Here is a 26342-nt window from a genome sequence, read left to right as displayed (position 1 = left end):
CCGGACCCGACCTGCGCCGTGCGCCGAGCGGCGGGAGGATGACGGCATGCTGCTCGCCGAGGTCGCGCGCGTGTCCCGGGAGGTCGCCGAGACCTCCGCCCGGTCCCGGAAGACCGCGCTGCTCGCGGAGCTCTTCGCCGCGGCGCCCCCCGAGGAGGCCGGCCTGGTCATCTCGTACCTCGCCGGGCGGCTCCCGCAGGGCCGGCCCGGGATCGGCTGGCGCGCGCTCGGCCGGGAGGTCGAACCCGCCGCCGAGCCCACCCTGACCGTCACCGCCGTCGACACGGCGGTGACGGAACTCGCCGGCGTGGCGGGCGCGGGCTCGCAGGCCGAGCGGCGCCGGATCCTCGACGCCCTGCTCGGCGCGGCCACCGGGCCCGAGCAGCGGTTCCTGCGCAGCCTGCTCTCCGGCGAGGTCCGCCAGGGCGCCCTCGACGCGGTCGCGCTGGAAGGGGTCGCCGCGGCCGCCGGGGTGCCGGCCGCCGAGCTGCGCCGGGCCGTGATGCTCGACGGCTCGCTGCCCCGGGTCGCCGCGGCGGCACTGGCCGACGGCGCGGCGGCCCTGCGCGAGGTCACCCTGCGCGTCGGGCAGCCCGTACAGCCGATGCTGGCGAACACCGCCAAGTCGGTGGCCGAGGCCCTGGCCGCGCTCGGCCCCTGCGCGGTGGAGGAGAAGCTCGACGGGATCCGCGTGCAGGTGCACCGGGACGGGGACGACGTCCGGGTGTACACGCGGTCCCTGGACGAGATCACCGACCGGCTGCCGGAGGTGGCGCAGCGGGCGCGGGCGCTGCCGGGGGAGCGGTTCATCCTCGACGGCGAGGTGATCGGGCAGACGCCGGACGGCCGGCCGGTGCCCTTCCAGGAGGTCGCGAGCCGGGTCGGATCGCGGGTGGACGTCGAGACCGCCCGGCGGACGCTGCCGGTCGTCCCCTACTTCTTCGACGTGCTGGCGGCGGGGGACGAGGTGCTCCTCGACCTCCCGGTGCGCGAGCGGTACGCGGCGCTCGCCGCGCTCGTGCCGGAGGACTGTCGGGTCCGCCGGCTCGTCGTCGAGGACCCGCAGGAGCAGGGGGCCGCCGCCGAGGAGTTCTGGGCCGAGACCCTGCGCCGCGGCCACGAGGGGGTCATGGTCAAGGCCCTCGACTCCGCCTACGCGGCCGGGCGGCGCGGCAAACACTGGCTCAAGGTGAAACCGGTGCACACCCTCGACCTCGTGGTGCTCGCCGTCGAATGGGGGCACGGCCGGCGCACCGGACTGCTGTCGAACCTGCACCTCGGGGCCCGGGCCGCCGACGGCACGTACGCCATGCTCGGCAAGACCTTCAAGGGGCTCACCGACGAGATGCTGCGCTGGCAGACGGGCCGGCTGCGGGAGCTGGCGGTGGAGGACGACGGCTTCACCGTGCGGGTGCGGCCCGAACTGGTCGTGGAGATCGCGTACGACGGCCTCCAGCGCTCCCCGCGCTACCCGGCCGGGGTCGCCCTGCGCTTCGCGCGGGTCCTGCGGCACCGCCCGGACAAGAGCGCGGAGCAGGCGGACACGGTGGAGACGGTGCTCGGCGAGGGCCGGCACGGCGACTGAACGCTTTTTGCCTCAGAGGCAACGGAAATTGCCAGGCAGGCAGGATTCTGGCTCAATCGGGGTATGACATCCGGTCCTGCCCCCGGCCCCGAAGGTCTTGAGCGTCCCGACGAACCCGTCGGCCCCGACCCCGGCGCCGCAGACGAGCTGCCCTCCGTGGCTCCGCAGCTGCGTGAGCTGCGGCGCCGCGCCGGGCTCACCCTGGAGGCCGCCGCCGCGCGGGCCCGGCTCTCGCCCGCGCACCTGTCCCGGCTGGAGACCGGGCGGCGCCAGCCCTCGCTGCCGCTGCTGCTCGGACTCGCCCGCACCTACGGTACGACGGTCTCGGAGCTGCTCGGCGAGACCCCCGCCGTCGCCGATCCCATCGTACGGGCGGGCGGTCCGGGCGCCCGCGAGGCCGACGGGTGGACGTACTGGCAGGCCGGCGGCTCCGGCCGCGGGATGCAGGCGCTGCGCGTGCACGTCCCCCACGGCCGGAGTCAGGGCGAGCTGGTCCGCGTCCACCCCGGCGAGGAATGGCTGTACGTCCTCAAGGGGCGGCTGCGGCTGCACCTGGCCGAGGCCGAGTACCTGCTGGAGCCGGGGGACAGCGCGCACTTCGACTCGCTGACCCCGCACCGGATCGGCGCGGCCACCGCGGGCGGAGCCGACCTGCTGTTCGTCCACACCCTGCTGCAGAGCAGCCTCGCCGGGCTGTGCCTCGGCGGCGGCGCCTCCGGCGCACTCCACCACACCTAGCCCAGGAGCCCCACCATGAACATCCAGTCCAAGTTCCCGCGCGGTCTGGTGATTCGGTTGATCGCCTACCTGTTCGTCGGCCACCTCTTCGCGTTCTTCGTCTACCTCCTCTTCGTCCTGGGCGGCCAGAACCAGTAGCCTGCGCCCCGCCCCCACCGGCCAAGATCAATCGCAGTCGGCTCGTTAGGGTCGGAGGCATGACGACACCCCTTGCCGGCAGTGCCTTCGACTCGCTCCGCCTCGATGCCGTGCCCGACCAGGAGGCGTTGCGCCGGGCGTACGAACTCCCCGGCGACGCGGCCGTACGCAAGCAGATGACCGAACTCACCGAGCACACCCGGCGGTTGATCGGCTGCTCCTCGCTGGTCCTGATCGCCAGCACGGACGCCGAGGGCAACTGCGACGTCTCGCCGCGAGGCGGCCCCGCCGGGTTCGTCGCCGTCCTGGACGCACGGACGGTGGCGATACCGGACGCGACCGGCAACAAGCGGCTGGACACCCTGCAGAACGTCATCGCCACCGGACGGGCCGGGCTGCTGTTCGTCATCCCCGGGCGGACCACCACCCTGCGGGTGAACGGCCGGGCCGTCGTCTCCACCCGCCCGGAGCTGCTGTCGCAGCTGACCGCCGTGGGAAAGCCGCCGGCCAGTGCGCTGGTGCTGGGGATCGAGGAGGTCTACCCGCACTGTCCCAAGTCGCTGCTGCGCAGCGGGGCCTGGAAGCCGGAGCAGTGGCTGCCGGCGGACGCCCAGCCGACCTCGGCCGAGGTGACGCTGGCCCAACTGCGGATGCCGGAGCTGACGATCGCCGACATCGAGCAGGCGGAGGCGGACTCGCTGAAGTACCGGTACGAGTAACGGGCCGATCTCCGAGCGAACACCAGCCGGCCGAACCCCCAGGCCGGCACGCCCCGGGAAGGCCGGGGCCCGCGGCTCTGGAAACGTGCAGGTCCTGTCGCTACCCTCCGCGCATGATTTCCACGGTTGTCTGGGGTACCGGCAACGTCGGCCGTTTGGCCATCCGTGCCGTAGAGGCCCATCCGGCGCTGAAACTGGCCGCCGTCATCGTCCACCATCCCGACAAGATCGGCCGCGACGCGGGCCGGCTCGGCGAACTCGACCACGACACCGGGGTCCTGGCCACCGACGACATCGAGGCGGTCCTCGCCGCCGGGCCGCAAGCCGTCGTCTACGCGGCCTCCGGCGACACCCGCCCCGACGACGCCCTCGCCGACATCACCCGGGCGATCCGGTCCGGCGCGGTCGTCGTCAGCCCCGCCCTGTACCCGCTCTACGACCACCGGAGCGCCCCGCCCGAGTTCCGCGATCCGGTGGCCGCCGCCGTCGCGGAGGGCGGCGGCTCGCTGTTCGCCTCCGGCGTCGACCCCGGCTGGGGCAACGACGTACTCCCGCTCCTGCTCAGCGGACTCGGCAGCACCATCGACGCCATCCGCTGCCAGGAGATATTCGACTACTCCACCTACGACCAGCCCGACTCCGTCCGCTACCTCGTCGGCATGGGACAGCCCATGGACTTCGAGCCGATGATGCTCATGCCGTCCGTCCCGACCATGGTGTGGGGCGGGCAGATCCGCATGATGGCCCGGGCGCTCGGCGTCGAACTCGACGAGATCCGCGAGACCGTGGACCGCCGGGCCCTCGACACCACCGTGACCACCCGCACCATGGGCGAGTTCACCGCCGGCACCCAGGGCGCCATCCGCTTCGAGGTGCAGGGCATCATCGAGGGCGAGCCCCGCATCGTCATCGAGCACGTCACCCGCATCCACGCCTCCTGCGCCCCCGACTGGCCGACGCCCCCCGGCGGCGGCGACGGCGCCCACCGGGTGATCATCGAGGGCCGCCCGCACATCGAGGTCACCATCGAGGCCACCGACGAGGGCGAGAACCGCTCGGCAGGCGGCAACGCCACCGCCGTCGGCCGTCTGGTCGGCGCCATCGACTGGCTGGTGGAGGCCGAACCGGGCCTCTACGACGCCCTCGACGTCCCCCTGCGCCCCGCCATCGGCAAGCTCGGAAGGAAGAAGCCATGAGGATCGACATACCCGAGGGCCAGCACCCGATCGAGTACGTGTGGGGCGACATGGTCCCCGGGATCGGGATGGCCGCCGCGAACTTCTCCCTGTCCGTGTACGCCCACACCACCATGGGGCTGCGCGAGTTCGAGGCGGCACGGCTGCGCGTCGCGCAGATCAACGGGTGCGTGTTCTGCCTCGATTGGCGGACCGAGCGGGACGGGGAGAAGGTCGAGGAGGAGTTCTCCGACGCCGTCACCGAGTGGCGCACCACGGACCGGTTCGACGAACGGACCCGGCTGGCCGCGGAGTACGCGGAGCGCTACACGCTCGACCACCACCACCTCGACGAGGAGTTCTGGGAGCGGATGACCGCGCACTACAGCCAGCTCGAGATCGTGGAGCTGACGATGAGCATCGGGTCCTGGCTGGCCTTCGGCCGGCTCAACCACGTGCTCGGCCTCGACAGCGTCTGCGTGCTGCCGGGGCACTGAGGTTGGTTGCGGCAACGGGTCCGGGGCCGGTCGGTACCTCCGACGGCCCCGGGTCTGCGGACGGACCACCTACAGGTCGGTGGCGATGATCTTCTCGATGTTGCGCTCGGCGAGCGCCGTGATGGTGACGAACGGGTTCACGCTGGTGTTGCCGGGGATCAGCGCGCCGTCGATCACGTACAGGCCGGTGTAGCCGTGCAGGCGGCCGTAGTTGTCGGTGGCCTTGTCCAGGACCGCGCCGCCGAGCGGGTGGTAGGTGAGGTGGTCGCCCCAGATCTTGTTGGTGCCGAACAGGTCCGTCCGGTAGATCGTCCCCTCCTTGGAGTTGATCTTGTCGAAGATGCTCTTGGCCATGTCGATGGACGGCTGCTTCCATGCCGTCTGCCAGTTCAGCTCGACGTTGCCCGAGGCCGCGTTGTACGTGAACTCGGCGCGGTTCGGGTTCTTGGTGATCGACAGGTAGAAGGAGGCGTACGTCTCGATCCCGGTCGGCAGCGGCGCCACCTCGGCGAACGCCCCGCCCGCGTCCCAGTTGTCGATGCCGCCGCAGGGGATGGAGGCCTGGACCTTGCCGGTCGGGTCCCACAGGTGGTTGGCCCGCCCGCACATCACGTTGCCGTTGTCGCCCCAGCCCTTGCCGATCTCGCCGTTCAGCGCGGGCAGCGCTCCGGTGGCCTTGAGCCTGACGAGCAGCTTGCTGGTGCCGACGCTGCCGGCCGCGAAGAACACCTTGTCGGCGATCACGGTCTTGGTGGCGGTGGTGGCGCCGGTGGTGTCGATCTGGTCGATGGCGACCGTGTAGCCGCCGCCGGCCGCGGGGGAGACGGAGGTGACCTTGTGCAGCGGGGAGATGGTGACCTTGCCGGTGGCCCTGGCCTGGGCGAGATAGGTCTTCTGCAGCGATTTCTTGCCGTAGTTGTTGCCGTAGAGGATCTCCCCGGCGACCGCGGACTTGGGGGCGGTCCCGGCGGCCTCCTGCTTCATGTAGTCCCAGTCGTACACGTCCGGGACGAAGACGAACGGGAAGCCGGAGCGCTGGGCGTGCATGCGGCCGACGCGGGCGAACTGGTAGCAGTCGACGGTGTCGAACCAGGCCGGGTCGACCAGGCCGACCCCGAGCCCGGCGTTGGCCCGGGGATAGTAGGTGGTGTACATCTCGTCGGCGTTCACCGACGGGAGGATGGCGGCGAAGTTGGCCCGCCTCGGCGTGACCGCCATACCGCCGTTGACCAGGGAACCGCCGCCTACGCCGCGGCCCTGGTAGACGATGATGCCGCCCATCTCCTCGGCGTCCAGGATCCCGGTGTAGCGGGGGATGTCCCTGTCGATCGGGAAGCCGAGGAAGTTGCTCAGGGGCTGTTTGGTCTTGGTCCGCAGCCAATAGGAGCGCTGGTCCGGACTGGTCGTGTTGCAGAAGATCTTGCCGTCCGGACCCGGGGTGTCCCAGGCCATGCCCATCTCGATCATGTGGACGTCGACGCCGGCCTGGGCGAGCCGCAGGGCGGCGACGGAGCCCCCGTAGCCGGTGCCGATCACCAGGGCCGGGACGTGCGCCCCGTTGTCGATGGGGCCGACGGCCGCTGCCGCCGCGGCGGCGGTCTGCGCGTGGGCCGGGGTGATCTGACCGGCGAGGGCCGCGGCCCCGAGAATGGAACTTGTTCCAGCTATGAATCCACGGCGTGAGATTCCATTGGAGCCGGATTTGTGCAGGCCTTTGTCACTCATGTGACGTTCCTCACTCTTGGCGGAATGGGAACGAGTTCTACTGCCGGGTGCATGGGAAGTCACTACATACGTCTAGGTAACTTTCGGCCTGTCATGTCACAGGGGCGCCGGGCCGGGGGCGTCGTACCCACCCCAGGACGAGCAGGGACGCGACCGCCGCGAAGGCGCACCAGGTGGAGGCGAATTCCAGCCGCCACAGCGCTGAGCAGGCGAATGCCCCGGCGCCGAGCACCGCACCGAGGAGCCGCAGCCGCCGGTCGCCCGACAGCAGCAGGGCGCCCAGCGTCGCGAACAGGTAGCCCGCGAGGACGAGCGGCATCCACGGAACCTTCACGCCGTAGCCGAGGGTGTGCCCCCGGATCTCGGCGGTCGCCGGCCGGGTCGCGAGGCAGTATGCGAGCACCGCGGTCGTGGCGAGACCGGCGGCGAGCGGCCCCCACAGGCGGCGGCGGTCCGCCGGAGCGGCCGCGAGCAGCACCCCGAGCGGCACCCACACCGGCAGCACCGGGAGGGCGATCACCACCCAGGCCGTGGTGGCCGGGCCGCAGCCGCCGCCCGCGTGCCACACCGCGGCCTCCACCAGCTGGTGGACGCCCAGCAGCAACGGCAGCGCGGCGACGGGCAGATCGCGGGCCCGCCGTACGCGCGCCACGCACACGATCCCGACGGCGGTGATCACCGCGCCCGCCGTCAGATCGGCCGTGGCGTTCCAGCACATGGCGGGCCGGTCACGGCTCGGCCGTCCTCGGGGGTTCGAGCGGCGGAGAGGTCGTCGCGCAGTACGTGTGGCACTGCGGGTGGCACGCCGCCCCCGGGGCGGGTGTGCGTACGGTCGCCCAGGCCACGGCGGCGCCGAGCAGCAGCACCCCCGCGCACCACAGCATGGCCCGCCCGAAGGCGGCGTCGAACTCCGCCGGCTCCCGGTACGCGTCCGGGCCCATCCCGGCCAGCAGCGGCAGCGCCGCCACCGCCAGCAGCCCGGCCGCCCGCGCGGCCGCGTTGTTGATGCCGCTGGCCAGGCCCGCCCGGCCGGGGTCCACCGAGGACAGCACGGTCGCCGTCAGCGGCGCCACCAGGGTCACCATCCCCATGCCCATCACGAGCAGCGCCGGCAGCACGTCCTGTACGTACGAGGCGGCCGGCCCCACCCGCAGCATCAGCAGCATTCCCGCCGCGCACAGCAGCGGCCCCACCGTGAGCGGGATCCGCGGCCCGATCCGCTCCCCGAGCGCTCCCGACCGGGCCGACAGCAGCAGCATCAGCGCGGTCGTCGGGAGCAGCGCGGCGCCGGCGGCCAGCGCCGAGTATCCGGAGACGACCTGGAGCTGGAGCACGACGAGGAAGAAGAACCCGCCGAAGGCCGCGTACACGCACAGCGTGACCAGGTTGACGGCGGTGAACAGCCGGGACGCGAAGATGTCGAACGGCACCATCGGATCGGCCCGGTGCCGCTCCACGTACACGAACGCGGCGGACAGCAGCACGCCCCCGACCGCCGAGGCGATCACCAGCGGGGACCCGGACCGGGCCTCGATCAGCGCGTACGTCAGCAGGGCCAGGGCCGCGGCGCCCAGGAAGGCGCCGAGCACGTCGAACCGCCCGTGCGCCTGCGGGTCCCGGGATTCCGGTACGTGCCGCAGGGCGACGGGCACGCACAGTGCGGCCACCGGCACGTTCAGCAGGAACACCCAGCGCCAGCCGGGCCCGTCCACCAGCCAGCCGCCGAGGAACGGCCCCACGGCCGCGCCCACCCCGCCGAACCCCGACCACAGCCCGACGGCCCGCGCCCGGTCCCCGGGGGCGATCGAGCCCTGGATCAGCGCGAGTGAACCGGGGGTCAGCAGTGCGCCGCCGATGCCCTGGAGGGCCCGCGCGGCGATCAGGATCCCGGCGTTCGGCGCGATTCCGCACAGCAGGGAGCCGGCCGCGAACCACACCACGCCGAGGACGAAGATCCGGCGCCGCCCGTACCGGTCGCCGAGCGCCCCGCCGACCAGGATCAGCCCCGCCAGGGTGACCAGGTACGCGTTGGCGGTCCACTGGAGCACGGCCAGATCGGCGTCGAGATCCTCCCCGATCCGGGGGAGGGCGACGTTGACGACGGTCGAGTCGAGCAGGGCCATGGTCGATCCCAGCACCGTGGCCAGCACGATCCACCGGCCCCGGGCGGACGCGAGTGCGACACCGGGTCCGGCCGGAACGTTCTCTGCCGCTCCCGGCGCTGGATCGCTCATGCCTTCAGGCTGGCCCGCCCGGCCCGGAAGGGCCAGCCAGGCGCGTGGCCGGAAGGGCGGTCCGGGCGCGCAGCATACGGCTCATTAGGCCCCCTTGTAATGAGCATGACCCATCCTTCACCATGACCGCGCACGTCACGCACGCCCTGCCCGCACAACCTGCACACGGCGTCCGAGGAGGACCACACGTGGCCCAACGCAACAGACGACGATCCTTACGCGCGGCGCTCGCCGCTCTCACCGCAGTCCTGCTGTTACCCGTCGGGGCGGGCGTGGCAGCGGCCGCGCCGGAGCCCGGGCCCACCCCGAAAGCCGCCGAGCGCAAGATCGAGCCGAAGCTCCGCGCCCAGCTCGACGACTCCGCCAAGGCCGCCTTCTGGGTCTACCTGGACAGCGCGGCCGACCTCACGGCGGCGGGCACGCAGAAGACCCGGGCCGCCAAAGCGGAAACGGTTCTGCACGCCAAACAGCAGCACGCCGCGCGCAGCCAGGCCGAGGTGATCAAGGCCCTCGACGGAGCCAAGGCCGAGTACACCTCGTACTGGATCGTGAACGCCGTCCGCGTCGTCGGCAGCCAGAAACTCGCCGGGACCCTCGCGCAGCGCCCCGAGGTCTCCCGGATCGACGCCGACGACAAGGTCACCCTCCCCAAGCCCGCCGAAGGCACGCGGGAGAAGGCCGCCGCCGACGCCGTCGAGTGGAACATCGACCGCATCAAGGCCCCGCAGGTCTGGGACCAGCTCGGTGTGCGCGGCGAGGGCATCGTCGTCGCCAACATCGACAGCGGCGTCGACTACACGCACCCGGCCGTGAACGGCCAGTACCGCGGCAAGAACGCCGACGGTTCGTACGACCACAACTACAACTGGTTCGATCCGGCCGGTGTCTGCCCCACCGCGGCCCCCTGCGACAACAACGACCACGGCACCCACACCATGGGCACGATGGTCGGCGACGACGGCGGCGCCAACAAGATCGGGGTGGCCCCCGGCGCCAAGTGGATCGCCGCGAAGGGCTGCGAGACCAACTCCTGCTCCGAGGCCTCCCTCCTCGCCGCCGGCCAGTGGATCGTCGCCCCGACCGACCTGAACGGCCAGAACCCCCGCCCCGACCTGGCCCCGCACGTCGTCAACAACTCCTGGGGCAGCGCGACGCACGACGAGTGGTACCAGCAGATCGTCGACACCTGGCGCGCCGCAGGCATCTTCCCCGCCTTCTCCAACGGGAACTCCGGCCCCGGCTGCGCCACCAGCGGATCGCCCGGCGACTACGCGAGCTCCTACAGCTCCGGCGCCTTCGACATCAACGGTGCGATCGCACCGTTCTCCTCGCGCGGCGCGGGCCCCGGCGGCATCATCAAGCCGAACATCGCGGCCCCCGGCGTGAACGTCCGCTCCTCCGTCCCGGGCGGCGGGTACGAGTCCTTCTCCGGCACCTCCATGGCCTCACCGCACACCGCGGCCACCGTGGCCCTGCTCTGGTCCGCCGCACCCGCCCTCGAAGGCGACGTCGCGCAGACCGAGCAGCTGCTGAACGGCACCGCCCAGGACACCGACAACGGCCAGTGCGGTGGCAACGCCGCCGACAACAACGTCTTCGGCGAGGGCAAGCTCGACGCGCTCGCCGCCGTCTCGGGCGCCCCGCGCGGCGCCATCGGCGCCGTCTCCGGCACCGTCCGCTCCGGCGGCGAGCCGGTCGCGGGCGTGAAGGTCACCGCCACCGGACCGATCGGCCGTACGACGACCAGCGCAGCAGACGGCACCTACGCCTTCCGCTCCCTGTCGGTCGGCGCCTACACGCTGACGGCCGCCAAGTTCGGCTACGGCCAGGAGACCGCCACGGCGACGGTGACCGAGAACGCCACCGCCACCGGCGACTTCACCCTCACCCAGGCCCCCTCCGGCAAGCTCACCGGCACCGTCACCTCGGCCGCCGGACCCGCCGCGGGCGCCACCGTCACCGTCACGGACACCCCGGTGACCGCGACCGCCGATGCGCAGGGCCGCTTCGAGGTCACCCTGCCGCACGGCACGTACGAGGTACGGGCCGCGCACTCCTCCCGCTGTGTCACCGGCGGCAGCGCCCAGGCCACCGTCGCAGGCGACACCACGGTGGCGGTCACCCTGCCCGAGCGCACGGACGGCTACGGCTACGGCTGCTCCACCGCCGGGGGCCGCCCGTACGCGACGGGGGACCGGCAGCTCGCGCTGACCGGAGACAACACCACCGAGCGCGTCGACCTCCCCTTCCCCGTCCCGCTGTACGGCAAGACGTACGGCCAGGCCTGGATCGGGACGAACGGCACCGTCAGCTTCGGCGGCAACAACACCGGTGACATCAACGGGGACATCCCGAGCACGGCCACGCCCAACGCGGCGCTGTACCCGTTCTGGGACGACCTCGTCGTCGGCGCGGCCGGCAGCGGATCGGGCGTCTTCACCGGCGTCACCGGCACCGCCCCGCACCGGACGTACGTGATCGAGTGGCGCGAGGTGTCCCACTGGTCGGCGCAGACCGACAAGTTCTCGTTCTCGGCGGCGATCGGCGAGGACGGCACCGTCGCGTACACGTACAAGGGGACCGGCGGCACCGGCATCAAGGGCGGCTCCACTGCCACCGTCGGCGTGGAGAACGCGGCGGGCACGGACGCCTTCAAGTACTCCTTCAACCAGGCGGTCATCACCGACGGCCTCGCCATCGCCTTCAAGACCACCAAGAGCGGCGTGGTCGCGGGCCGGGTGCTCGACGCGAACGACGGCAACGGCGTCGCGGGAGCCACGGTGACCGTCGGCACCGGTGACACGGCGGTGTCGGCGACCACGGCGGCGGACGGCGGATACGTCGTCCAGAGCCCGTCCGGCGGGCGGGCGGTGTCCCTCACCGCTCCCTCGTACGAATCCGCGGCGGCGACCGTGGACGTCAAGGCGGCCGACGTCACGACGGTCACGCAGTCGCTGCGCACGGGCCGGGTCACCGCCGCCAAACCGGCGGTGGAGGTCGTCCTCCCCGCGGACCAGCAGCGGACCCGCACCCTCGACCTCACCAACCCGGGCCTCGGCACGGACTTCACGGTGACCGAGGACGCGGCCTGGCTGACGGCCACCCCGGGAACGGGGAACCTGCCGACGGGAGGCAAGGCCGCGGTCACCCTGGCCGTGGACACCAAGGGCCTGGCGGCCGGGACCGTCCTGACGGCCGACCTGAAGATCACCTCGGCCAGCGGGCGGGCGCCGGTACTCACGGTGCCGGTCAAGGTCGTGGTCCCGCGCTACCAGGTCGCCCTGGACGCGGGTTCCGACTACACGGCCACGGACACCCTGGGGGACAGCTGGTCCCCGGACCGCAAGTACACGGCCGGCTCGTACGGCTACCAGGGCAACTCCTCGGTGCACGCCACCGGCCGGACGATCGCCGGCACGGCCGAGCAGAAGCTGTTCCGCAACGCCCGTGAGGGCATGTACGAATACCGCTTCGACAACGTCCCGAACGGCACGTACACCGTGGAGCTCGGCTTCGCGGAGCTGTCCTCGACGAAGCCGAACAAGCGCGTCTTCGACGTCCTGGCCGAGGGCACGCAGGTCCTGCCCTCGCTGGACATCTCGCTGGAGGCGGGCACGTACACCGCCCTGACCCGGACGTACACGGTCACGGTCACGGACGGGGTGCTCAACGTCCGCTTCGTCGCGCACGGGGGCTACGGCAAGCCGTTGCTGAACTCCCTGCGGGTGACGGACCGCCCCGACAAGAGCTGACGCGGTCGGGCGGGACTTCCGGGGGCGGGGCGCCGTGGGCGCCCCGCCCCTTCCGGCCCGTCAGCGAAGGAACGCCCGGTCGCGGTCGGCGAGGGAGTGCACCGGGGCGGCGGCGCGCAGGACGACGTCGAGGGCGCGTTGCGGATCGCAGGCGTACGTACCGCTCGCCCAGGCGGCGTTGGCCTCGATCACCGACCAGCGGCCGTCCGCGACACCGACGTCGACGACGATCGCGGACGGGAGGGTGGCGAACGGGAGCCGTTCTGCGAAGGCCACCGCCTCGTCGGCGGCCGGGCCGAGGCTCAGACGGCCGCCCTCGGCGTACCGGCTCGCGGTGTGCACGGCGCCGTCGAGGAGGTACATCCGGTACTCGGCGGTGAAGCGTGCGACATCGCTGACCAGCACCTCCGTCTCGGGATCCACGGCGTCCGGGCCGGGGAGGCGGGAGCCGTCTGCGTAGACCAGGGCCGGGATGGACTTGTCGTTGGGCGACTTCACGAAGACGGGCCGGCGCAGTGCGTAGGCCTCCCGGATCGGGACCAGGCGGACCTCCCGGCCGGTGAACTCCCGCGGCAGCCGCGCCAGCCAGTCCGCCGGGGCCTCCAGCAGCCCGATCCCGAGCCGGGGCGCCACGGCGTCGGCGAATCCCGGCCCGGCATGCAGATGCCGGGCCCGCAGCCCTTCGGGCACGGCGAAGGTGTCCAGCCGTACGGTGCCCAGCCCACGCAGGTGGGCGGCGTCCCGGAGCCGGGCGGCGGAGTCGGTGATGCGGGGCGGCAGGATCAAGGTCACGGACAGACCCTGCCAGCCGCCCTGCCGGCCGGCACATGGTTTTCCGGCCTGCAGGGCCGCCTGGTCCGGCAGGTCGCCTGGGGCGCAGGACGGCACGTGGCACGCGGCTGGCATTCGGGTGGCCCCGGGGCGAATCCGGGCCGACTTGTTGGCGACGCGCCCGCGAGGGCGGTCGGCGGGTGGCTAGCGTGGGGAACCATGACGCTCCAGAGCGACCATCCCGATGCGGCCGACGCGACCGAGGCGGGCGACCGGGCCCGTGCGGCCCGTGCAGCCGACCGCGCGGGCGCGCCCGATGCCGTCGACCAGACCGGGGTGGTCGAGCCGGCCGGGGTGGTCGAGCCGGCCGGTGTGGCCGGCGTGGCCGCCACCGACCGGACCGAGCGGACCGGCCTGGGCCGTGCGGCCGACGTGGCCGAGCGGGTTCGGGCCGTACTGCAAGCCGCGGACCCCGATGCGGTGTGGGCGGTCGGAGGGCCGGACGGGCTGCACACCGGATCGGCGGCCGACGGTGACGGTTCGCCCCTCGACGTCGGCGGACTGGTGCCCGTGCTCGCCCTGTGGCCCGTGATCGGGAGCCTCGTCGCCGAAGAGGCCCTGCGGCTGCACACCCCCTTCACGGCGTACGGGACCGAGGCCCCCGCCGGGACCACCGCACACCACCTGCTCAGCCACTCCACCGGCCCCGCGGCCCAGGCCGCCCTCACCCGTCTCGCCGAGCACCTCACCGGCAGCCCCCTCGCCGAGCTCGCCGCCACCCGCATCTGGCACCCCCTCGGGATGACCGGCACCCGCTTCGCCGACGGCACCCTGCGCGCCCCCCTGGCCGACCTCGTCCGCTTCCTGAGCCACCTCCTCTCCCCGGCGGACCACCCCGTCTCCCGCGCCTGGATCACCGAGTCCCTCCGCATCCGGACGGGCGAGCTGACCCCCGCCCGGGGTCTCCTCTGGCACCCGGCCCCGCACGGCACCTGGGCGTACGGCGAAACCCCGACGGCCTGGGTCTCCCCCCGCCACCACCGCTGGGCGCTCCTCCTCCCCACCCACCCCCCGGGCCCCCTCCGCCAGACCTTCCGCGACGCAGCCCTCGACCCAACTCCCTCTCCTTGAGCCCGCGTTGACGTGACAGGGGGAGTGGGCCGGAAGGGGCTCTCTCGTTCGGGGGTGGCGGCGCTCGACCGGGGGTGGCCGGTCGACGAGGCCGTGGCGCTCGTGCGGCGCCGGCGGTCGCCCTGGGAGCCGGGCAACGACGCCTTCACCTCCTACCTCTCCGCCGGGCTCGATGTGGCCGCGCTGCTCGTGGGGCCGGATCCGCTCGGGTAGTGCTCGGGGCGCGGTCGCCGCGCGGCCGACGTACGGTGAGCTCGATGTCACCGACCGTTGGTTTCCGGCTGCGCGCGGAGGTACACGGATGCGCACGCTTCACGAGGCCGCCCTCGACGCGCTGCGCGTGCGGCGTCGGCGCCCGCCGGAGGACCCCGCCGCCCGGACCGGCCGCCGCGCGCGGCCTGCGGCGGCCCGATCCCAGGGAGGCGGTGCAGCCATGACCGGTCCCGGTACGACCCAGTCGGCCGTCTCACGCGGACAGCAGGCGCGGGCCGGGCGCGCCGGATCCGGCCGGTTCGTCGCCGGCCGCGCCCTCCCGCTGTTCGTCCGCGGCTCCGGCGGCGTCCGCCCGGTCTTCTCCGCCGATACGCTGCGCGCCCTGCGGGTCCGCCACGGCGGGGCGCCCGTCCTCGTCCGCGGGCTGTCCGGGGCCGTACTCGTCCTCCTGGACCGGCAGGAACTGCGGCAGTTCTACGCGGCCGAAGCCGAAGCCGAAGCCGAAGCCGAAGCCGAGGCCGAGGCTGCGGCCGAAGCCGCCGTGCTGTCGCCCGGCGCCGGCGAAATCCGCCCGTGCGCAGCGGTCCGCAGGATCATCGCCGAGGAGGCCCGGCACCTGACCGCCGCCGCCACCCTCGACCTGGCCCGCGCCCGGCACACCGTGGGCCGCGCCGCCCGGCGTATCGTGCTCGGCGACGCCGCGGCCGCGGGGGACGACCAACTCACCGGCCTGCTCGGCCGGCTGCGCCGCCGCGGCCGGGAACGCGCCGGCGCGGCCGAAGGGCACACCCGGCTCGGCGGGGCCGGCGCGTACGCCGACCGGGAGGAGCGGGCCCTGCGGGCCATGGACTGCATCCCCGCGACCCTGCTGCGCACCCTGCTCCTGCTCGCGGCCCATCCCGCCGAGCAGGACGCGGCGGCCGCCGAAGCCGCCGGATCGGCGGCCGCGGGGGAACTGCCCCGGCTGCGCGCCTGCGTAAGGGAGTGCCTGCGCCTGTACCCGGCGGTGCCCGACCTGCTCCGGGTCACCCGCACCGAGACCGAATGGCGGGGCGTGCGCCACCCGGCCGGCACCTCCGTCCTGCTGCCCGCCCACTTCCACCAGCGCGACCCGGAACACGTGCCCGCCGCGCACGTCTTCGTACCGGGCCGCTGGAAGACCCCCGGCGCGGACGAGGACATCCGGATGGCCCCGTTCGGGCACGGCCCGGGCCGCTGCCCGGGCGACCGGATGGGACTGCTGATCACCACCGCACTGTGCGCCGAGGTCCTGCGCCGGCGCCGCATCACCGGCACCCGGCCGGTGCTCGACCCGCCCGGACCGCTGCCCGTGGGGCTGGACCCGCGCGGCATCCGGCTCACCCTCACCCGCCGTTGACGCCACCCTCCCCACCGACATCCCGAGAGGATTCCATGTCCGACGCCGCGACCTCCGCGCCCACCGACCCGGACGTCGAACTGCTCGACGCCCTGTGCCGCGAGCTCGCCGAGGCCGCCGACGCCGTCGGCGAAGCCGCCCGGCACGCCTCCGAACTGGCCCTCGGCCCCCGTCTCCCGGCCGCCGCCCTGAGCCGCCGCCGGGCCCGTGCCCGCGCCCGTTCGCGGCTCGGCTGGCGCACCCTGCTGCGCACCCTCACCGATCCGGCGGGCCTGGGCTGGGCCCCGCGCGGCCGGGGCGTCGCGCGGGCCGGCTGGTTCGCCGGGATCCTCACCGGCCGCGAGAGCCTCGCCGTCAGCCTCGCCGTCTGCGGTCTCAAGGCCCGGATCCGGGTGGCGAGTGCGGGCCGCCCCGATCTGCTGGACGACCCCGACTGCGCGGCGATCCTGCGCGCCGTGGACGAGGACCGGCAGGCGGCGGCCGTCCGCGTGTTCCGCCGGCTCGTGCGGGACCGGGGGGCGGAGCGGGCGTTCGCGCTGCTGTCCCCGTCCTTCGCCGACCTGTTCGCCTGGAACGCCCTGACCGACGTGAACCCCTTCAACGACCACGCCGGCTGGCAGGTCGCCACCGGCCGGGCCGTGCCCGCCGAACCACTGCTCGGACTCGGCGCCGCCGTACGGGCGTTCTTCGACCGGGACCGGGAGTCGCGCCACCGGCCCACCACGACCGCCCCGGCCGCCCCGCACAAAGGCTGCGTCCACACCATCGGCCTCATCGGCACCGGCGGGATCCTCCTGGTCCAGCCCTGGCGCAGCCGGTGAGCCCCGCCACCCGGCTGCGGTCCGGTCCGCCGGACCCGGCCGACGGCCTGCGCAGCCACTCCGCCGTCCTGCGCGGCCACGCGCTCCGGCTGCGCGCCGCCGCCGAAGCGCTGGACTGGCAGGGCCCGCAGGCCGATGCGTTCCGCGCCGAGGTCGCCGCCCTGGCCGACCGCTGCGCCACCGCCGCGAACGGGCTCGCCGTGGCCGCCGCGCAGTTGGAGGACGGCGGCCACTGAGGCCGGGGTTCACCCAAGGGCCTGGTGACCGTCCGTCACCGTCGCGCGCCGGCCGCCGTCGACGGTGAGGTCACCGGTTCCCGTAGTCCTCCACCAGCTCGGCGATCAGCGAGTGCAGGGCGCCAACGCGGTGCCGGTCGTCGTTCTGGCTGCGCAGGGCTTCGTCCAAGGCCCGGAGCCGCTCCAGGGCGGCCGGGACCCGGTCCCGCACCTGGTCCAGCAGCTGCGTGGTGACCAGGTCCATGCATGCGGTGAACAGGTGCCGGGTGGCCCGGGTCGGAGGAGCCGGGTCGGGGTCGGTGAAGGCAACGGTCAGGTACCGCACGGGGTCGGTCAGGCTCCAGCCGACGACGGCGCCGTGCTGGACCAGGAGCGCCACGTCGGGGGCGATGCCGACGCGGGCCTCCAGCGGCTCGTCGAGGACGTCGAGGTCGCGCAGGCAGGTCAGCACGGAGTCCCCGGGACCGCGGCACAGGTCCGAGGTCACCTCCAGGCGGAAGTCCCGGTGCTCGTCGGCCCGGAGACCACCTGGGCGGACGGGGGGTGCGGCGGGAACGCGGGCCGAGTCCTCGGCGGCGGCAAGCCAGGCGGGCACCCGGAACTCGGCGCCGACCAGCTGCAGGCCGGCAGGATCGAAGCGGAGTTCGTCGGGGGTGTCCCACACATGGTCCTGGCTGCCGAAGGTGTCCAGCTGGAACCGCTCGCGCTCCTGCACGTCCGTGTAAGGCGCGATGGACACGATGAAGTCCCGGAAGACGAAGCGCGGCGCGATGCTCAGGGGTTCGCCCGTCACTGTCGCGGTCCAGTCGTCGTCGAGGATGAGTCTCATGGGGAATGCCGCCTCATCGGATCTGTACGGCCGGAGCCATGTAGCCTTGCTTGGCCGGAATTCTGCCCTCCACAACGTCTTCGTGGGTAATCGGATTGCCGCGGTCGGTGGGCAAGCCACCCGTGGCCTTCGCCCCGGACTCGCCGAGGACGCCTGACGGACCGTACGCCGTGATGGCGTTGCCCGCTCCCGGAGGACCACCCGTCGTCACCACGACGTCCTCGCCCTGCCTGAAGATCAGGTTTCCGCTGTTCGCCGTCGAGTGGTACACCGCGTCGGGGTTCTTGAGGATCTCGAGGACCCGTTCGTCGGTGAAGCCGTGCCGGGTGTCCCCGTGGTAGTTGCCGGCCTTCTTGATCTTCCCCTCCTGCGCCTGTCCTGCGCGCCCTTCTCGAACGACTCGGCGCTGTAGTCCGGCTTGTAGACGTCCGCGCTGAAGATGTCGCCCCAGGACTTCTGCTCGATCTCGTCCTCACTGGCGTGCGGATTGCCGTACGAGGCGTTCGCGGCCACCTTGAACGCGCCCTGGACGTACTGGTCCTCCTCCCACATCGTCCCCGCGGCGATGCCGAGGTTCGCCGCCAGGGTGGAGGCGTCCTGGATCAGGGCGCGTACCCCCCATTCCCAGCGCTCGCAGAAGTCCTCGAAGTCCGTGGCCAGCCCCGCGTGCCCGGTTTCCATCCCCGTCATCGACAGGTTCTCGAACCCCGAGCCCTGCGAGGCCCCGGCCGCATCGCCGGACTCCCGCAACTCCGCTATCGCCGCCCGCAGACCGACTTGGATGGACGCGACCGCCGCCGGCGAGACCTCAAGGTCACCATCGCCCGCCATCAGGCCACCGCCCCGTCGGGCGCGACGTCGACGGCGCAGGCGTCGGGAACGATGCCGGCCACCGGCGGGAACAGCATCGACCCGTCCTGGTCGGCCACGTTCACCGCCACTCCCGGCCGTCCTCCCCGCGGGCCCTGGCGAACCGGAACAACGACTCCTCGTCAGTGAACCCGTAGAACCAGCGGATCCCGCCCGACAGAGCCGACATCAGACCGCCGGCGGCGTCACCGGCACCCGCTCCCGCTCGGGTGGCGCCGGTGACCGGAACGAGCAGGGCCGTGCGGTGGAACTCGCCGACCAGCCGCCCTGGATCCCCCCGGCCTTCCCGGTAGTCGGATATCTCCTCGCTCAGTCCCGTGGTGGTGCGCCCCCTCCGCGTGGTCCATGTACGAGGAGCGAAATAGTATCTTGATCGCCAAATGGCCTAAAGCAGCGGTGGCCCAAGGCGGCGAGGTGTCGCAAACACCCGCGGCCCGCGGCCACGGGCGGCCGGTCCTCTCCTCACAGGACCAGTGACAGCAGCAGGACGAAGCCCAGGCCGACCACCGAGATGATGGTCTCCATCACCGACCAGGTCTTGACCGTCTGTCCGACCGTCATGCCGAAGTACTCCTTGACCAGCCAGAACCCGGCGTCGTTGACGTGGCTGAAGAACAGCGAGCCCGATCCGATCGCCAGCACCAGCAGCGCCGTCTCCGTGCTCGACATGCCCGCCGCGAGGGGGGCGACCAGGCCGGCCGCCGAGATCGTGGCGACCGTCGCCGAGCCCGTGGCCAGGCGGATGGCCACCGCGATCAACCAGGCCAGCAGCAGGGCGGGGATGGACCAGCTCTGCGACAGCTCCAGGATCATCCGGCCGACACCCGCGTCGATCAGGGTCTGCTTGAAGCCTCCGCCCGCGCCCACGATCAGCAGGATGCCCGCGATCGGGGCCAGCGACTTCTCCACGGTCGTGGAGATCCGCGCCTTGGTGAACCCGGCCGCCCGGCCGAGGGTGAACATGCCCACCAGCACTGCCGTGAGCAGGGCGATCAGCGGGGATCCCGCGGCGTCCGTGACCCGCTGCAGGCCGTTCTCGGGGTCGTCGACAACGATGTCGACCAGTGCCTTGATCAGCATCAGCGCCACGGGCAGCAGCACGGTGAACACCGTCGCCCCGAACCGGGGGCGGTGCTCGAGCTCCGCCGACGGCCGCTGCGGGATCATGTGCTCGGGCGCCGGGATGTCCACCCAGCGGGCCGCGTACTTCGAGAACAGCGGCCCGGCGATGATCACGGTCGGGATCGCCACCACCACGCCGAGGGCGAGGGTGACGCCGAGGTTCGCGTGGAGCGCGTCGATGGCGACGAGCGGGCCGGGGTGCGGCGGGATCAGCCCGTGCATCACGGAGAGCCCGGCCAGCGCCGGGATGCCGATCCGCATCAGCGAGTAGTTGCCGCGCTTGGCCACGAGCAGCACCACCGGGATCAGCAGCACGATGCCGACCTCGAAGAAGAGCGGCAGCCCGATCACCGAGGCGATCAGCACCATGGCCCAGGGCATCGCCCGGCCCTTGGCCTTGGCGAGGATGGTGTCGACGATCTCGTCGGCGCCGCCCGAGTCCGCGAGCAGCCTGCCGAGGATCGCGCCGAGCGCGATCAGTACGCCGACCCCCGCGACCGTGGCGCCGAGCCCGGCCGTGAAACTCGCGATGGTCTTGTCCAGCGGGGCGCCCGCGAACACCCCGAGGGCGAGCGAACCGACCGTCAGCGCCAGGAAGGCGTGCAGCTTGAGGCGGGTGATGAGCAGGACGATGACGGCGATGCCCGCGAGGACGGCCACGCCCAGCCGGGCGTCCCCGGCCGAGGTGATCGGGGCGGGCGCGGCCGCGGCCAGTATCTCGACGCTGAGACCTGTCACGGTGGGTTCCTTAGCTTTCTCGGGAGGGAGCGGCGGGCGGGCACATGCCGGGCAGCGCGGACAGCGCGGCCAGGGCCCGTTCGGTGATCTCCTCGGGTGATCCGGACACGTCGACGACGACGCCGAGTTCGTCCTGCTGGAGCGGCTCCAGCGTGGCGAACTGCGAATCCAGCAGGGCGGCCGGCATGAAATGGCCCGTGCGGGCCGCCATCCGCCGCTCGATCAGCGGGCGTTCTCCGGTGAGGTGCACGAACACCGCGTCGGGCGCGGCGCTGCGCAGCCGGTCGCGGTAGGCGCGCTTGAGCGCCGACGAGGCCAGCACCGCGCCCCGGCCCGCGGGCCGGGCGCGGATCCACTCCCCGATGGCGTCCAGCCAGGGCCACCGGTCGGCGTCGTCCAGCGGAATCCCGACGGACATCTTGGCGACGTTGGCCGCCGGGTGGAACGCGTCGCCCTCCACGTACGGAAGGCCGAGCGCGTCCGCGAGCAGCCTGCCCACGGTCGTCTTGCCCGTGCCGGCCACGCCCATCACCACCAGCACGCGCTGGGTGCCGCTCACGTCGTACCTCGCTGTCTTCGTCGACATCGGTTCGTGCGCCCTCACTGAAACCTATTAAGTAGTACTTATTCAAGAGTCCGGCGGCAAACATCACATCTTTGGTTCGCCGAGACGTCACCGTACGCTTGCGCCATGACCACTGAAGGCCAGGGACTCCACTCCCACGTGCTGGACACCCTCGGCCTGGCGATCACCGCGGGGGAGCACCCGCCGGGCAGCGTCCTGCGCACCGACGAGATCGCCGAGCGCTTCGACGCCTCGCGCACCGTGGTCCGCGAGGTCGTCCGCGTGCTGGAGTCCATGCAGTTGGTCGAGTCCCGCCGCCGGGTCGGCGTCACCGTGCGCCCGACCGAGGAGTGGAACGTCTACGACCCGCGCGTCATCCGCTGGCGCCTCGCCGGCACCGACCGCCCCCGCCAGCTGCGCTCCCTGACCGTGCTGCGCTCCGCGATCGAGCCGGTCGCGGCCGGCCTCGCCGCCGCCCGGGCCACCCCCGACCAGTGCGCCGCGCTCACGGAGGCCGCCCTCGGCATGGTCCGCACCTCGCGCGGCCACCAGCTCGACGGCTACCTGCACCACGACGTCGCATTCCACCGGATCGTGCTGAACGCCTCCGGCAACGAGATGTTCGCCCGGCTCGGCGATGTCGTCGCCGAGGTCCTGACCGGCCGTACGCAGCACGCGGTGATGTTCCACGACCCCGATCCGGCCGCCGTCACCCTGCACGTCCAGGTCGCCGAGGCCGTACGCGAGGGCGACGCGGCCCGCGCCGAGGCGCTGACCCGGCAGATCGCGGTGGGCGCCCTGGAAGAACTCGACGTCCTCGCGCCGGCGCCGACCACCCCGTGACGGGCCTCCCGGCCGACAGAACGGAATAAGTCATTCAATAGAGTCGGGCCATGAAGTTCTTCCGGTCCAAGTCCGCCACCTCGTACGATCCCCACCTGCCCGCCCTGACGACCCACCAGGCCGAGCACCTCCGGGAACTGGTGCACCGTCACCATGCCGCCCAGGGCGTACAGGTCACCGTCGCCGGTGACTCCGTCCACGCACCCCAGGGCACCCGGGCCCTGCACAACCTCGCCGAGTTCGTCCGCCGCGCCGACCCGCGGGACTGGCCCCGCATCGTGGAGCAGCACTTCACCGCCCTCGACAACGCCTCCCGGTCGACGGCGGACGCCCCCGACCGGACGCTGCGCAGCGCATACCTGCGGCTCGTGCCCGAGGACTCCATCCCGCCGCAGGCCGCCCCCTCCTTCGGCTACACCCGGCGCATCGCGCCCGGACTGCTGGAGGTGCTCGCACTCGACCTCCCCGACGCCGTGCGGATCCTCGACGACCAGGACGTCGCCGGCATCGGCCTCGAAGCGCTGCGCACCGCCGGCCGTGCCAACCTGGTCGCCGAGCCCGTCGAGTACGAGACGACGCGCACGCAGAGCGGCGGGCTGCTGCACATCGTCTCGGGCGAGTCCATGTTCGTCGCGAGCAAGGCGCTGGTCCTCGACGAGCTCGTCCATTGCGTGACGGGAAGTCGTCTCCCTGCCGACGGCGCCCTGTTCACCGTGCCGAGCCGGCACCACCTGGTCTTCCACCCGCTGGCGGACCACCACGTGGTCGACGCCGTCAACGACCTGGCCGCCTTCGGGCTCGGTGCCTACCAGGACAGCAATCCGGGCCCGCTTTCACCGCGGCTGTACTGGTGGCACCAGGGCGCCGTGACGAGCCTGACGCAGATCGACGACGCGACCCGGTCCTTCTCCGTGGTCCCGCCCGACGAACTGATGGCGGTCATGCGCCGCCTGGCCGCGAACGCCTAAGGCTTGTCGGCGAAGCCGGCGAAGTAGGCGGCGGCCATGTCCTGTTCGGCGTGGCCGCCGGCCGCCGCGCGGTGGAGGCGGGCGGCGGTGGCCCGGGCCAGGTCGACGGCCACGCCCGCCCGGTCCGCCGCCTCCGCGATCAGACCGGTGTCCTTCTCGGCACCGTGCACCGTGAAGCTCGGGGCGAAGTCCCGTTCCAGGACCGCCTTCATCTTCGCCTGGAGGTACGGGTTGTCCATCGGGCCACCGGTCACCGCCTGCGCGAACAGGCCCGGGTCCACCCCCAGGCCCTCCGCCAGCGCGATGGCCTCGCCGACCGCAGCCGTCAAGGTGATCGCGTACCCGACCGTCGTCAGCTTCAGCCGCGTCGCCGCCCCCGCCTCCTCCCCGGCCCGGAGCGTCTTGGCGCCCACCGCGGCGAACACCGGCTCCAGCCGCGGATCCGCCGGCCCGGAGGCCAGTACCACCAGCGTCCCGGCCTCGGCGGGCTGCCGGGTCCCCTGCACCGGGGCGTCCACGAACACCAGGCCGTGCTCCCGGGCGAAGGCGGCCAGTTCCTCGAGCGCGGGCACGCCGACCGTGCTCATCTGCGCCCACACCTGCCCGGCACGCAGCCCCGGCGCGGCCGCGGCCATCGCCTGAGCCACCGCCGGGCCGTCCGTCAGCATGGTCAACACCACATCGGCCCCGGCGACCGCCTCGGCCGGGCTGTCCGCGACGACCGCGCCCTCCGCGGCCAGCGGCTCGGCCTTCTCCCGGGTCCGGTTCCACACCCGCAGCCCGAGCCCGGCCCGCAGCAGGTTCCGGGCCATCCCCGAGCCCATGATCCCGGTGCCCAGCAGTGCGACAGTCTCCATGGCGCCACTTCCCTTCCGGATGCGTCCAGTTGCCCGCCCAGTCTGGACGCCGCGCGCCACCGGTGTGTCACCCCGCGCCCGTCGGGCGCGGGGTCGTCTGCTGCACCGCCCAGCCGTTGCCGTCGGGGTCGGAGAAGTAGACGAACGAGCCCCACGGCATGTCCTGGATCTCCGTCACCTCGACGCCCCGGCCGCGCAGGTCCTCGTACGCCTCCTCGATGTCGGTGACGACGACCTGCAGGTTGTCCAGCGAGCCGGGGACCATCCGGGTGAGGCCCTTGCCCAGGGCGATCGAGCAGGCCGACCCCGGCGGGGTCAGCTGCACGAAGCGGATGTCCTCGCTCACGGTGACGTCGTGATCGGCGTGGAAGCCGACCCGCTCGTAGAAGGCCTTGGCCCGGTCGACGTCGGTGACGGGGACGGCGACCAGCTCCAGCTTGATGTCCATCGGTGCTCCACGTGCTCCACGGTCGGTGGTCGGCGGCGGCCCGCCGCTCGCGGGCCTCCCGGCATCATGCTCCCGCAGCCGGTACGGCGCCGCCCGGAGCGGTGGCGTCCGCCGCCGCGAACTGGGTCCGGTACAGCTCCTCGTACCGCCCGCCCGCGGCCAGCAGCTCCGTGTGCGTCCCACGCTCCACGATCCGGCCCTCCTCGACGACCAGGATCAGGTCGGCCGCCTGCACGGTCGACAGCCGGTGCGCGATGACGACCGCGGTCCGGCCCGCCAGGGCCTCGCCCAGGGCCTCCTGCACCGCCGCCTCCGAGGTGGAGTCCAGATGCGCCGTGGCCTCGTCCAGGATCACCACCCGCTGCCGGGCCAGCAGCAGCCGCGCGATGGTCAGCCGCTGCCGCTCACCGCCCGAGAGGCGGTAGCCGCGCTCGCCGACCACCGTGTCCAGCCCGTCCGGCAGCGAGGCGACCAGCCCGTCCAGCCGCGAGCGGCGCAGGGCCTCCCAGATCTCCTCCTCGCCCGCATCGGGCCGGGCCAGCAGGTTGGACCGCACCGTCTCGTGGAACAGGTGCCCGTCCTGGGTGACCATGCCCAGCGTCTCCCGGATGGAGTCGGCCGTGAGGTCCCGTACGTCGACCCCGCCCAGGCGGACGGCGCCCGCATCGGCGTCGTACAGCCGCGGCAGCAGCTGCGCGATGGTCGACTTGCCCGCGCCGGACGAGCCGACCAGGGCGATCATCTGCCCGGGCTCGGCGCGGAACGACACCTCGTGCAGGACCTGCGTACCGCCGCGCGCGTCGAGGACCGCGACCTCCTCCAGCGAGGCGAGCGAGACCTTGTCGGGGGAGGGGTAGCCGAAGGAGACCCGGTCGAACTCCACGGCCACCGGCCCGTCCGGCACCCGGCGGGCGTCCGGCTTCTGGGCGATCAGCGGCTTCAGGTCGAGGATCTCGAAGACCCGCTCGAAGCTCACCAGGGCGCTCATCACCTCGACGCGGGCCCCGGCGAGCGAGGTCAGCGGGGCGTACAGCCTGGTCAGGAGCAGGGCGAGGGCGACGACGCTCCCGGCGTCCAGGGTCCCGCGCAGGGCGTAGTACCCGCCGAGCCCGTAGACGAGCGCGAGCGCGAGGGCCGAGACCAGGGTGAGCGCGGTGATGAACGCCGACTGGGCCATCGCCGCACGGATCCCGATGTCCCGTACGCGCGCCGCCCGCGCCGCGAATTCCGCGGACTCGTCCGCGGGCCGCCCGAACAGCTTGACGAGGGTGGCGCCCGGAGCGGAGAAACGCTCCGTCATCTGCGTTCCCATCGCCGCGTTCAGCGTCGACGCCTCCCGCTGCATGGCGGCCATCCGCGTCCCCATCCGGCGCGCCGGCAGCACGAACACGGGCAGCAGGACGAGGGCCAGCAGGGTGATCTGCCAGGAGATGCTCAGCATCACGGCCAGCGTCAGCAGCAGGGTCACCGTGTTGGCGACCACGCCGGACAGGGTGTTGCTGAACGCCCGCTGGGCGCCGATCACATCGTTGTTGAGCCGGCTGACCAGCGCGCCGGTGCGGGTCCGGGTGAAGAAGGCGACCGGCATGCGCTGCACGTGGTCGAAGACGGCCGTGCGCAGATCCAGGATCAGCCCCTCCCCGAGCGTGGCCGACAGCTTGCGGGTGAGCAGCCCGAGCCCCGCCTCCGCAACCGCGATCACCGCGATGAGCACGGCGAGCCGGGTGACCGCACCGCTGTCCCGGCCGTCCACGATGGCGGTGACCACCCGGCTCGCGAGGACCGGGGTGGCCACCGCGAGCAGTGCGGTCACCACGCTGAGCAGCAGGAACAGGGTGAGCCCGCGGCGGTGCGGGCGGGCGAATGCGGCGACCCGGCGCAGGCTCGCCCGGGAGAGCGGGCGCCGGTCCTGCTGGGCGTTCATCGCGCTGTGCAGCGATGTCCAGGCGGTAACTTCCATGTCCATGGTGGGAACGCTAGGACCTCAAC

The 26342-nt window shown here is 73.0% G+C and carries 25 protein-coding genes and 1 pseudogene; 14 read left to right on the top strand and 12 right to left on the bottom strand.

The genetic code is table 11. The annotated features are described in order from the left end of the window. The first annotated feature begins 46 nt into the window (after positions 1 to 46). The 6 genes from OG299_RS05760 to OG299_RS05735 all read left to right on the top strand — a co-directional run bounded on the left by OG299_RS05760 (position 47) and on the right by OG299_RS05735 (position 4852). Positions 47 to 1585, top strand: coding sequence for an ATP-dependent DNA ligase (locus tag OG299_RS05760; RefSeq protein ID WP_327360747.1), 1539 nt, complete (start codon positions 47 to 49; stop codon positions 1583 to 1585). Between the two features lie 63 nt (positions 1586 to 1648). Then, complete coding sequence (locus tag OG299_RS05755; protein ID WP_266637226.1) at positions 1649 to 2323, top strand: helix-turn-helix domain-containing protein; 675 nt, start codon at positions 1649 to 1651, stop codon at positions 2321 to 2323. A gap of 15 nt (positions 2324 to 2338) precedes the next feature. Then, on the top strand, positions 2339 to 2461 hold the full coding sequence (locus OG299_RS05750; RefSeq protein WP_037635127.1) for a DUF6126 family protein: 123 nt from the start codon (positions 2339 to 2341) through the stop codon (positions 2459 to 2461). Between the two features lie 59 nt (positions 2462 to 2520). After that, positions 2521 to 3180: an MSMEG_1061 family FMN-dependent PPOX-type flavoprotein gene (locus OG299_RS05745; protein WP_327360746.1), complete on the top strand. Its 660-nt coding sequence runs from the start codon at positions 2521 to 2523 to the stop codon at positions 3178 to 3180. 113 nt (positions 3181 to 3293) lie between these two features. Next, positions 3294 to 4376, top strand: coding sequence for an NAD(P)H-dependent amine dehydrogenase family protein (locus OG299_RS05740; RefSeq protein ID WP_327360745.1), 1083 nt, complete (start codon positions 3294 to 3296; stop codon positions 4374 to 4376). Further along, positions 4373 to 4852: a carboxymuconolactone decarboxylase family protein gene (locus OG299_RS05735; protein ID WP_327360744.1), complete on the top strand. Its 480-nt coding sequence runs from the start codon at positions 4373 to 4375 to the stop codon at positions 4850 to 4852. Before OG299_RS05740 ends, OG299_RS05735 begins: the two co-directional genes overlap by 4 nt. Before the next feature lie 69 nt (positions 4853 to 4921). On the opposite strand, the gene OG299_RS05730 is transcribed toward OG299_RS05735, so the two are convergent. From OG299_RS05730 to OG299_RS05720, 3 genes are all read right to left on the bottom strand, one after another. Then, positions 4922 to 6577, bottom strand: a complete 1656-nt coding sequence (locus OG299_RS05730; RefSeq protein WP_327360743.1) for a GMC oxidoreductase — start codon at positions 6575 to 6577, stop codon at positions 4922 to 4924. A 91-nt stretch (positions 6578 to 6668) separates the two neighbouring features. Continuing rightward, entirely contained in the window at positions 6669 to 7295 is a 627-nt protein-coding gene (locus OG299_RS05725; RefSeq protein WP_327360742.1) for a DUF6629 family protein, read from the bottom strand. Between the two features lie 10 nt (positions 7296 to 7305). Continuing rightward, positions 7306 to 8811: an MFS transporter gene (locus tag OG299_RS05720; RefSeq protein WP_327360741.1), complete on the bottom strand. Its 1506-nt coding sequence runs from the start codon at positions 8809 to 8811 to the stop codon at positions 7306 to 7308. 122 nt (positions 8812 to 8933) lie between these two features. Here OG299_RS05720 and OG299_RS05715 point away from each other — a divergent pair, with 122 nt between their 5' ends. Continuing rightward, complete coding sequence (locus OG299_RS05715; RefSeq protein ID WP_442817488.1) at positions 8934 to 12563, top strand: S8 family serine peptidase; 3630 nt, start codon at positions 8934 to 8936, stop codon at positions 12561 to 12563. A gap of 60 nt (positions 12564 to 12623) precedes the next feature. Here OG299_RS05715 and OG299_RS05710 read toward each other — a convergent pair whose 3' ends face one another. Then, positions 12624 to 13355: an ATP-grasp domain-containing protein gene (locus OG299_RS05710; RefSeq protein ID WP_266637208.1), complete on the bottom strand. Its 732-nt coding sequence runs from the start codon at positions 13353 to 13355 to the stop codon at positions 12624 to 12626. Between the two features lie 198 nt (positions 13356 to 13553). Between OG299_RS05710 and OG299_RS05705 the strand changes: the two genes are divergently transcribed. The 5 genes from OG299_RS05705 (at position 13554) to OG299_RS05685 (ending at position 17113) form a co-directional block, all read left to right on the top strand. Further along, positions 13554 to 14465, top strand: coding sequence for a serine hydrolase domain-containing protein (locus OG299_RS05705; protein WP_327360739.1), 912 nt, complete (start codon positions 13554 to 13556; stop codon positions 14463 to 14465). A 54-nt stretch (positions 14466 to 14519) separates the two neighbouring features. Further along, complete coding sequence (locus tag OG299_RS05700) at positions 14520 to 14678, top strand: hypothetical protein (RefSeq protein WP_327360738.1); 159 nt, start codon at positions 14520 to 14522, stop codon at positions 14676 to 14678. 88 nt (positions 14679 to 14766) lie between these two features. After that, positions 14767 to 16056 carry a cytochrome P450 gene (locus OG299_RS05695; protein ID WP_327360737.1) on the top strand — a complete coding sequence of 430 codons (1290 nt, stop codon included), beginning with the start codon at positions 14767 to 14769 and terminating at the stop codon, positions 16054 to 16056. A 35-nt stretch (positions 16057 to 16091) separates the two neighbouring features. Next, positions 16092 to 16877: a hypothetical protein gene (locus OG299_RS05690; protein ID WP_327360736.1), complete on the top strand. Its 786-nt coding sequence runs from the start codon at positions 16092 to 16094 to the stop codon at positions 16875 to 16877. Next, on the top strand, positions 16874 to 17113 hold the full coding sequence (locus OG299_RS05685; RefSeq protein WP_327360735.1) for a hypothetical protein: 240 nt from the start codon (positions 16874 to 16876) through the stop codon (positions 17111 to 17113). Before OG299_RS05690 ends, OG299_RS05685 begins: the two co-directional genes overlap by 4 nt. 70 nt (positions 17114 to 17183) lie before the next feature. Here OG299_RS05685 and OG299_RS05680 read toward each other — a convergent pair whose 3' ends face one another. The 5 genes and pseudogenes from OG299_RS05680 to OG299_RS05665 form a co-directional block, all read right to left on the bottom strand. Further along, complete coding sequence (locus OG299_RS05680) at positions 17184 to 17942, bottom strand: hypothetical protein (protein ID WP_266637196.1); 759 nt, start codon at positions 17940 to 17942, stop codon at positions 17184 to 17186. Positions 17943 to 18179: 237 nt separating this feature from the next. Then, positions 18180 to 18773, bottom strand: coding sequence for a hypothetical protein (locus OG299_RS05675; protein ID WP_327360734.1), 594 nt, complete (start codon positions 18771 to 18773; stop codon positions 18180 to 18182). Next, positions 18773 to 19125 (bottom strand): annotated as a pseudogene (locus tag OG299_RS42680) (hypothetical protein). Before OG299_RS42680 ends, OG299_RS05675 begins: the two are co-directional and overlap by 1 nt. 149 nt (positions 19126 to 19274) lie before the next feature. Further along, positions 19275 to 20672, bottom strand: coding sequence for a GntT/GntP/DsdX family permease (locus OG299_RS05670; RefSeq protein ID WP_327360733.1), 1398 nt, complete (start codon positions 20670 to 20672; stop codon positions 19275 to 19277). Between the two features lie 10 nt (positions 20673 to 20682). Next, complete coding sequence (locus OG299_RS05665; RefSeq protein WP_327360732.1) at positions 20683 to 21258, bottom strand: gluconokinase; 576 nt, start codon at positions 21256 to 21258, stop codon at positions 20683 to 20685. A 105-nt stretch (positions 21259 to 21363) separates the two neighbouring features. On the opposite strand from OG299_RS05665, the gene OG299_RS05660 reads away from it, so the two are divergent. After that, positions 21364 to 22080 carry a FadR/GntR family transcriptional regulator gene (locus tag OG299_RS05660; RefSeq protein WP_266637188.1) on the top strand — a complete coding sequence of 239 codons (717 nt, stop codon included), beginning with the start codon at positions 21364 to 21366 and terminating at the stop codon, positions 22078 to 22080. A 50-nt stretch (positions 22081 to 22130) separates the two neighbouring features. After that, positions 22131 to 23048 carry a hypothetical protein gene (locus OG299_RS05655; protein WP_327360731.1) on the top strand — a complete coding sequence of 306 codons (918 nt, stop codon included), beginning with the start codon at positions 22131 to 22133 and terminating at the stop codon, positions 23046 to 23048. Here the strand turns inward: OG299_RS05655 and OG299_RS05650 are convergent. The 3 genes from OG299_RS05650 to OG299_RS05640 form a co-directional block, all read right to left on the bottom strand. Further along, on the bottom strand, positions 23045 to 23905 hold the full coding sequence (locus OG299_RS05650) for an NAD(P)-dependent oxidoreductase (RefSeq protein WP_327360730.1): 861 nt from the start codon (positions 23903 to 23905) through the stop codon (positions 23045 to 23047). The two genes, OG299_RS05655 and OG299_RS05650, sit on opposite strands and share 4 nt — an antisense overlap. A 67-nt stretch (positions 23906 to 23972) precedes the next feature. Then, positions 23973 to 24353, bottom strand: a complete 381-nt coding sequence (locus tag OG299_RS05645; RefSeq protein WP_327360729.1) for a VOC family protein — start codon at positions 24351 to 24353, stop codon at positions 23973 to 23975. Positions 24354 to 24417: 64 nt separating this feature from the next. Next, on the bottom strand, positions 24418 to 26319 hold the full coding sequence (locus OG299_RS05640) for an ABC transporter ATP-binding protein (RefSeq protein WP_327360728.1): 1902 nt from the start codon (positions 26317 to 26319) through the stop codon (positions 24418 to 24420). Positions 26320 to 26342: the final 23 nt, after the last annotated feature.

Source organism: Streptomyces sp. NBC_01296 (assembly GCF_035984415.1).
Lineage (GTDB): Bacteria > Actinomycetota > Actinomycetes > Streptomycetales > Streptomycetaceae > Streptomyces.
The sequence above is the reverse complement of the archived record's forward strand: the minus strand, read 5'-3'. Positions and strand labels throughout refer to the sequence as shown.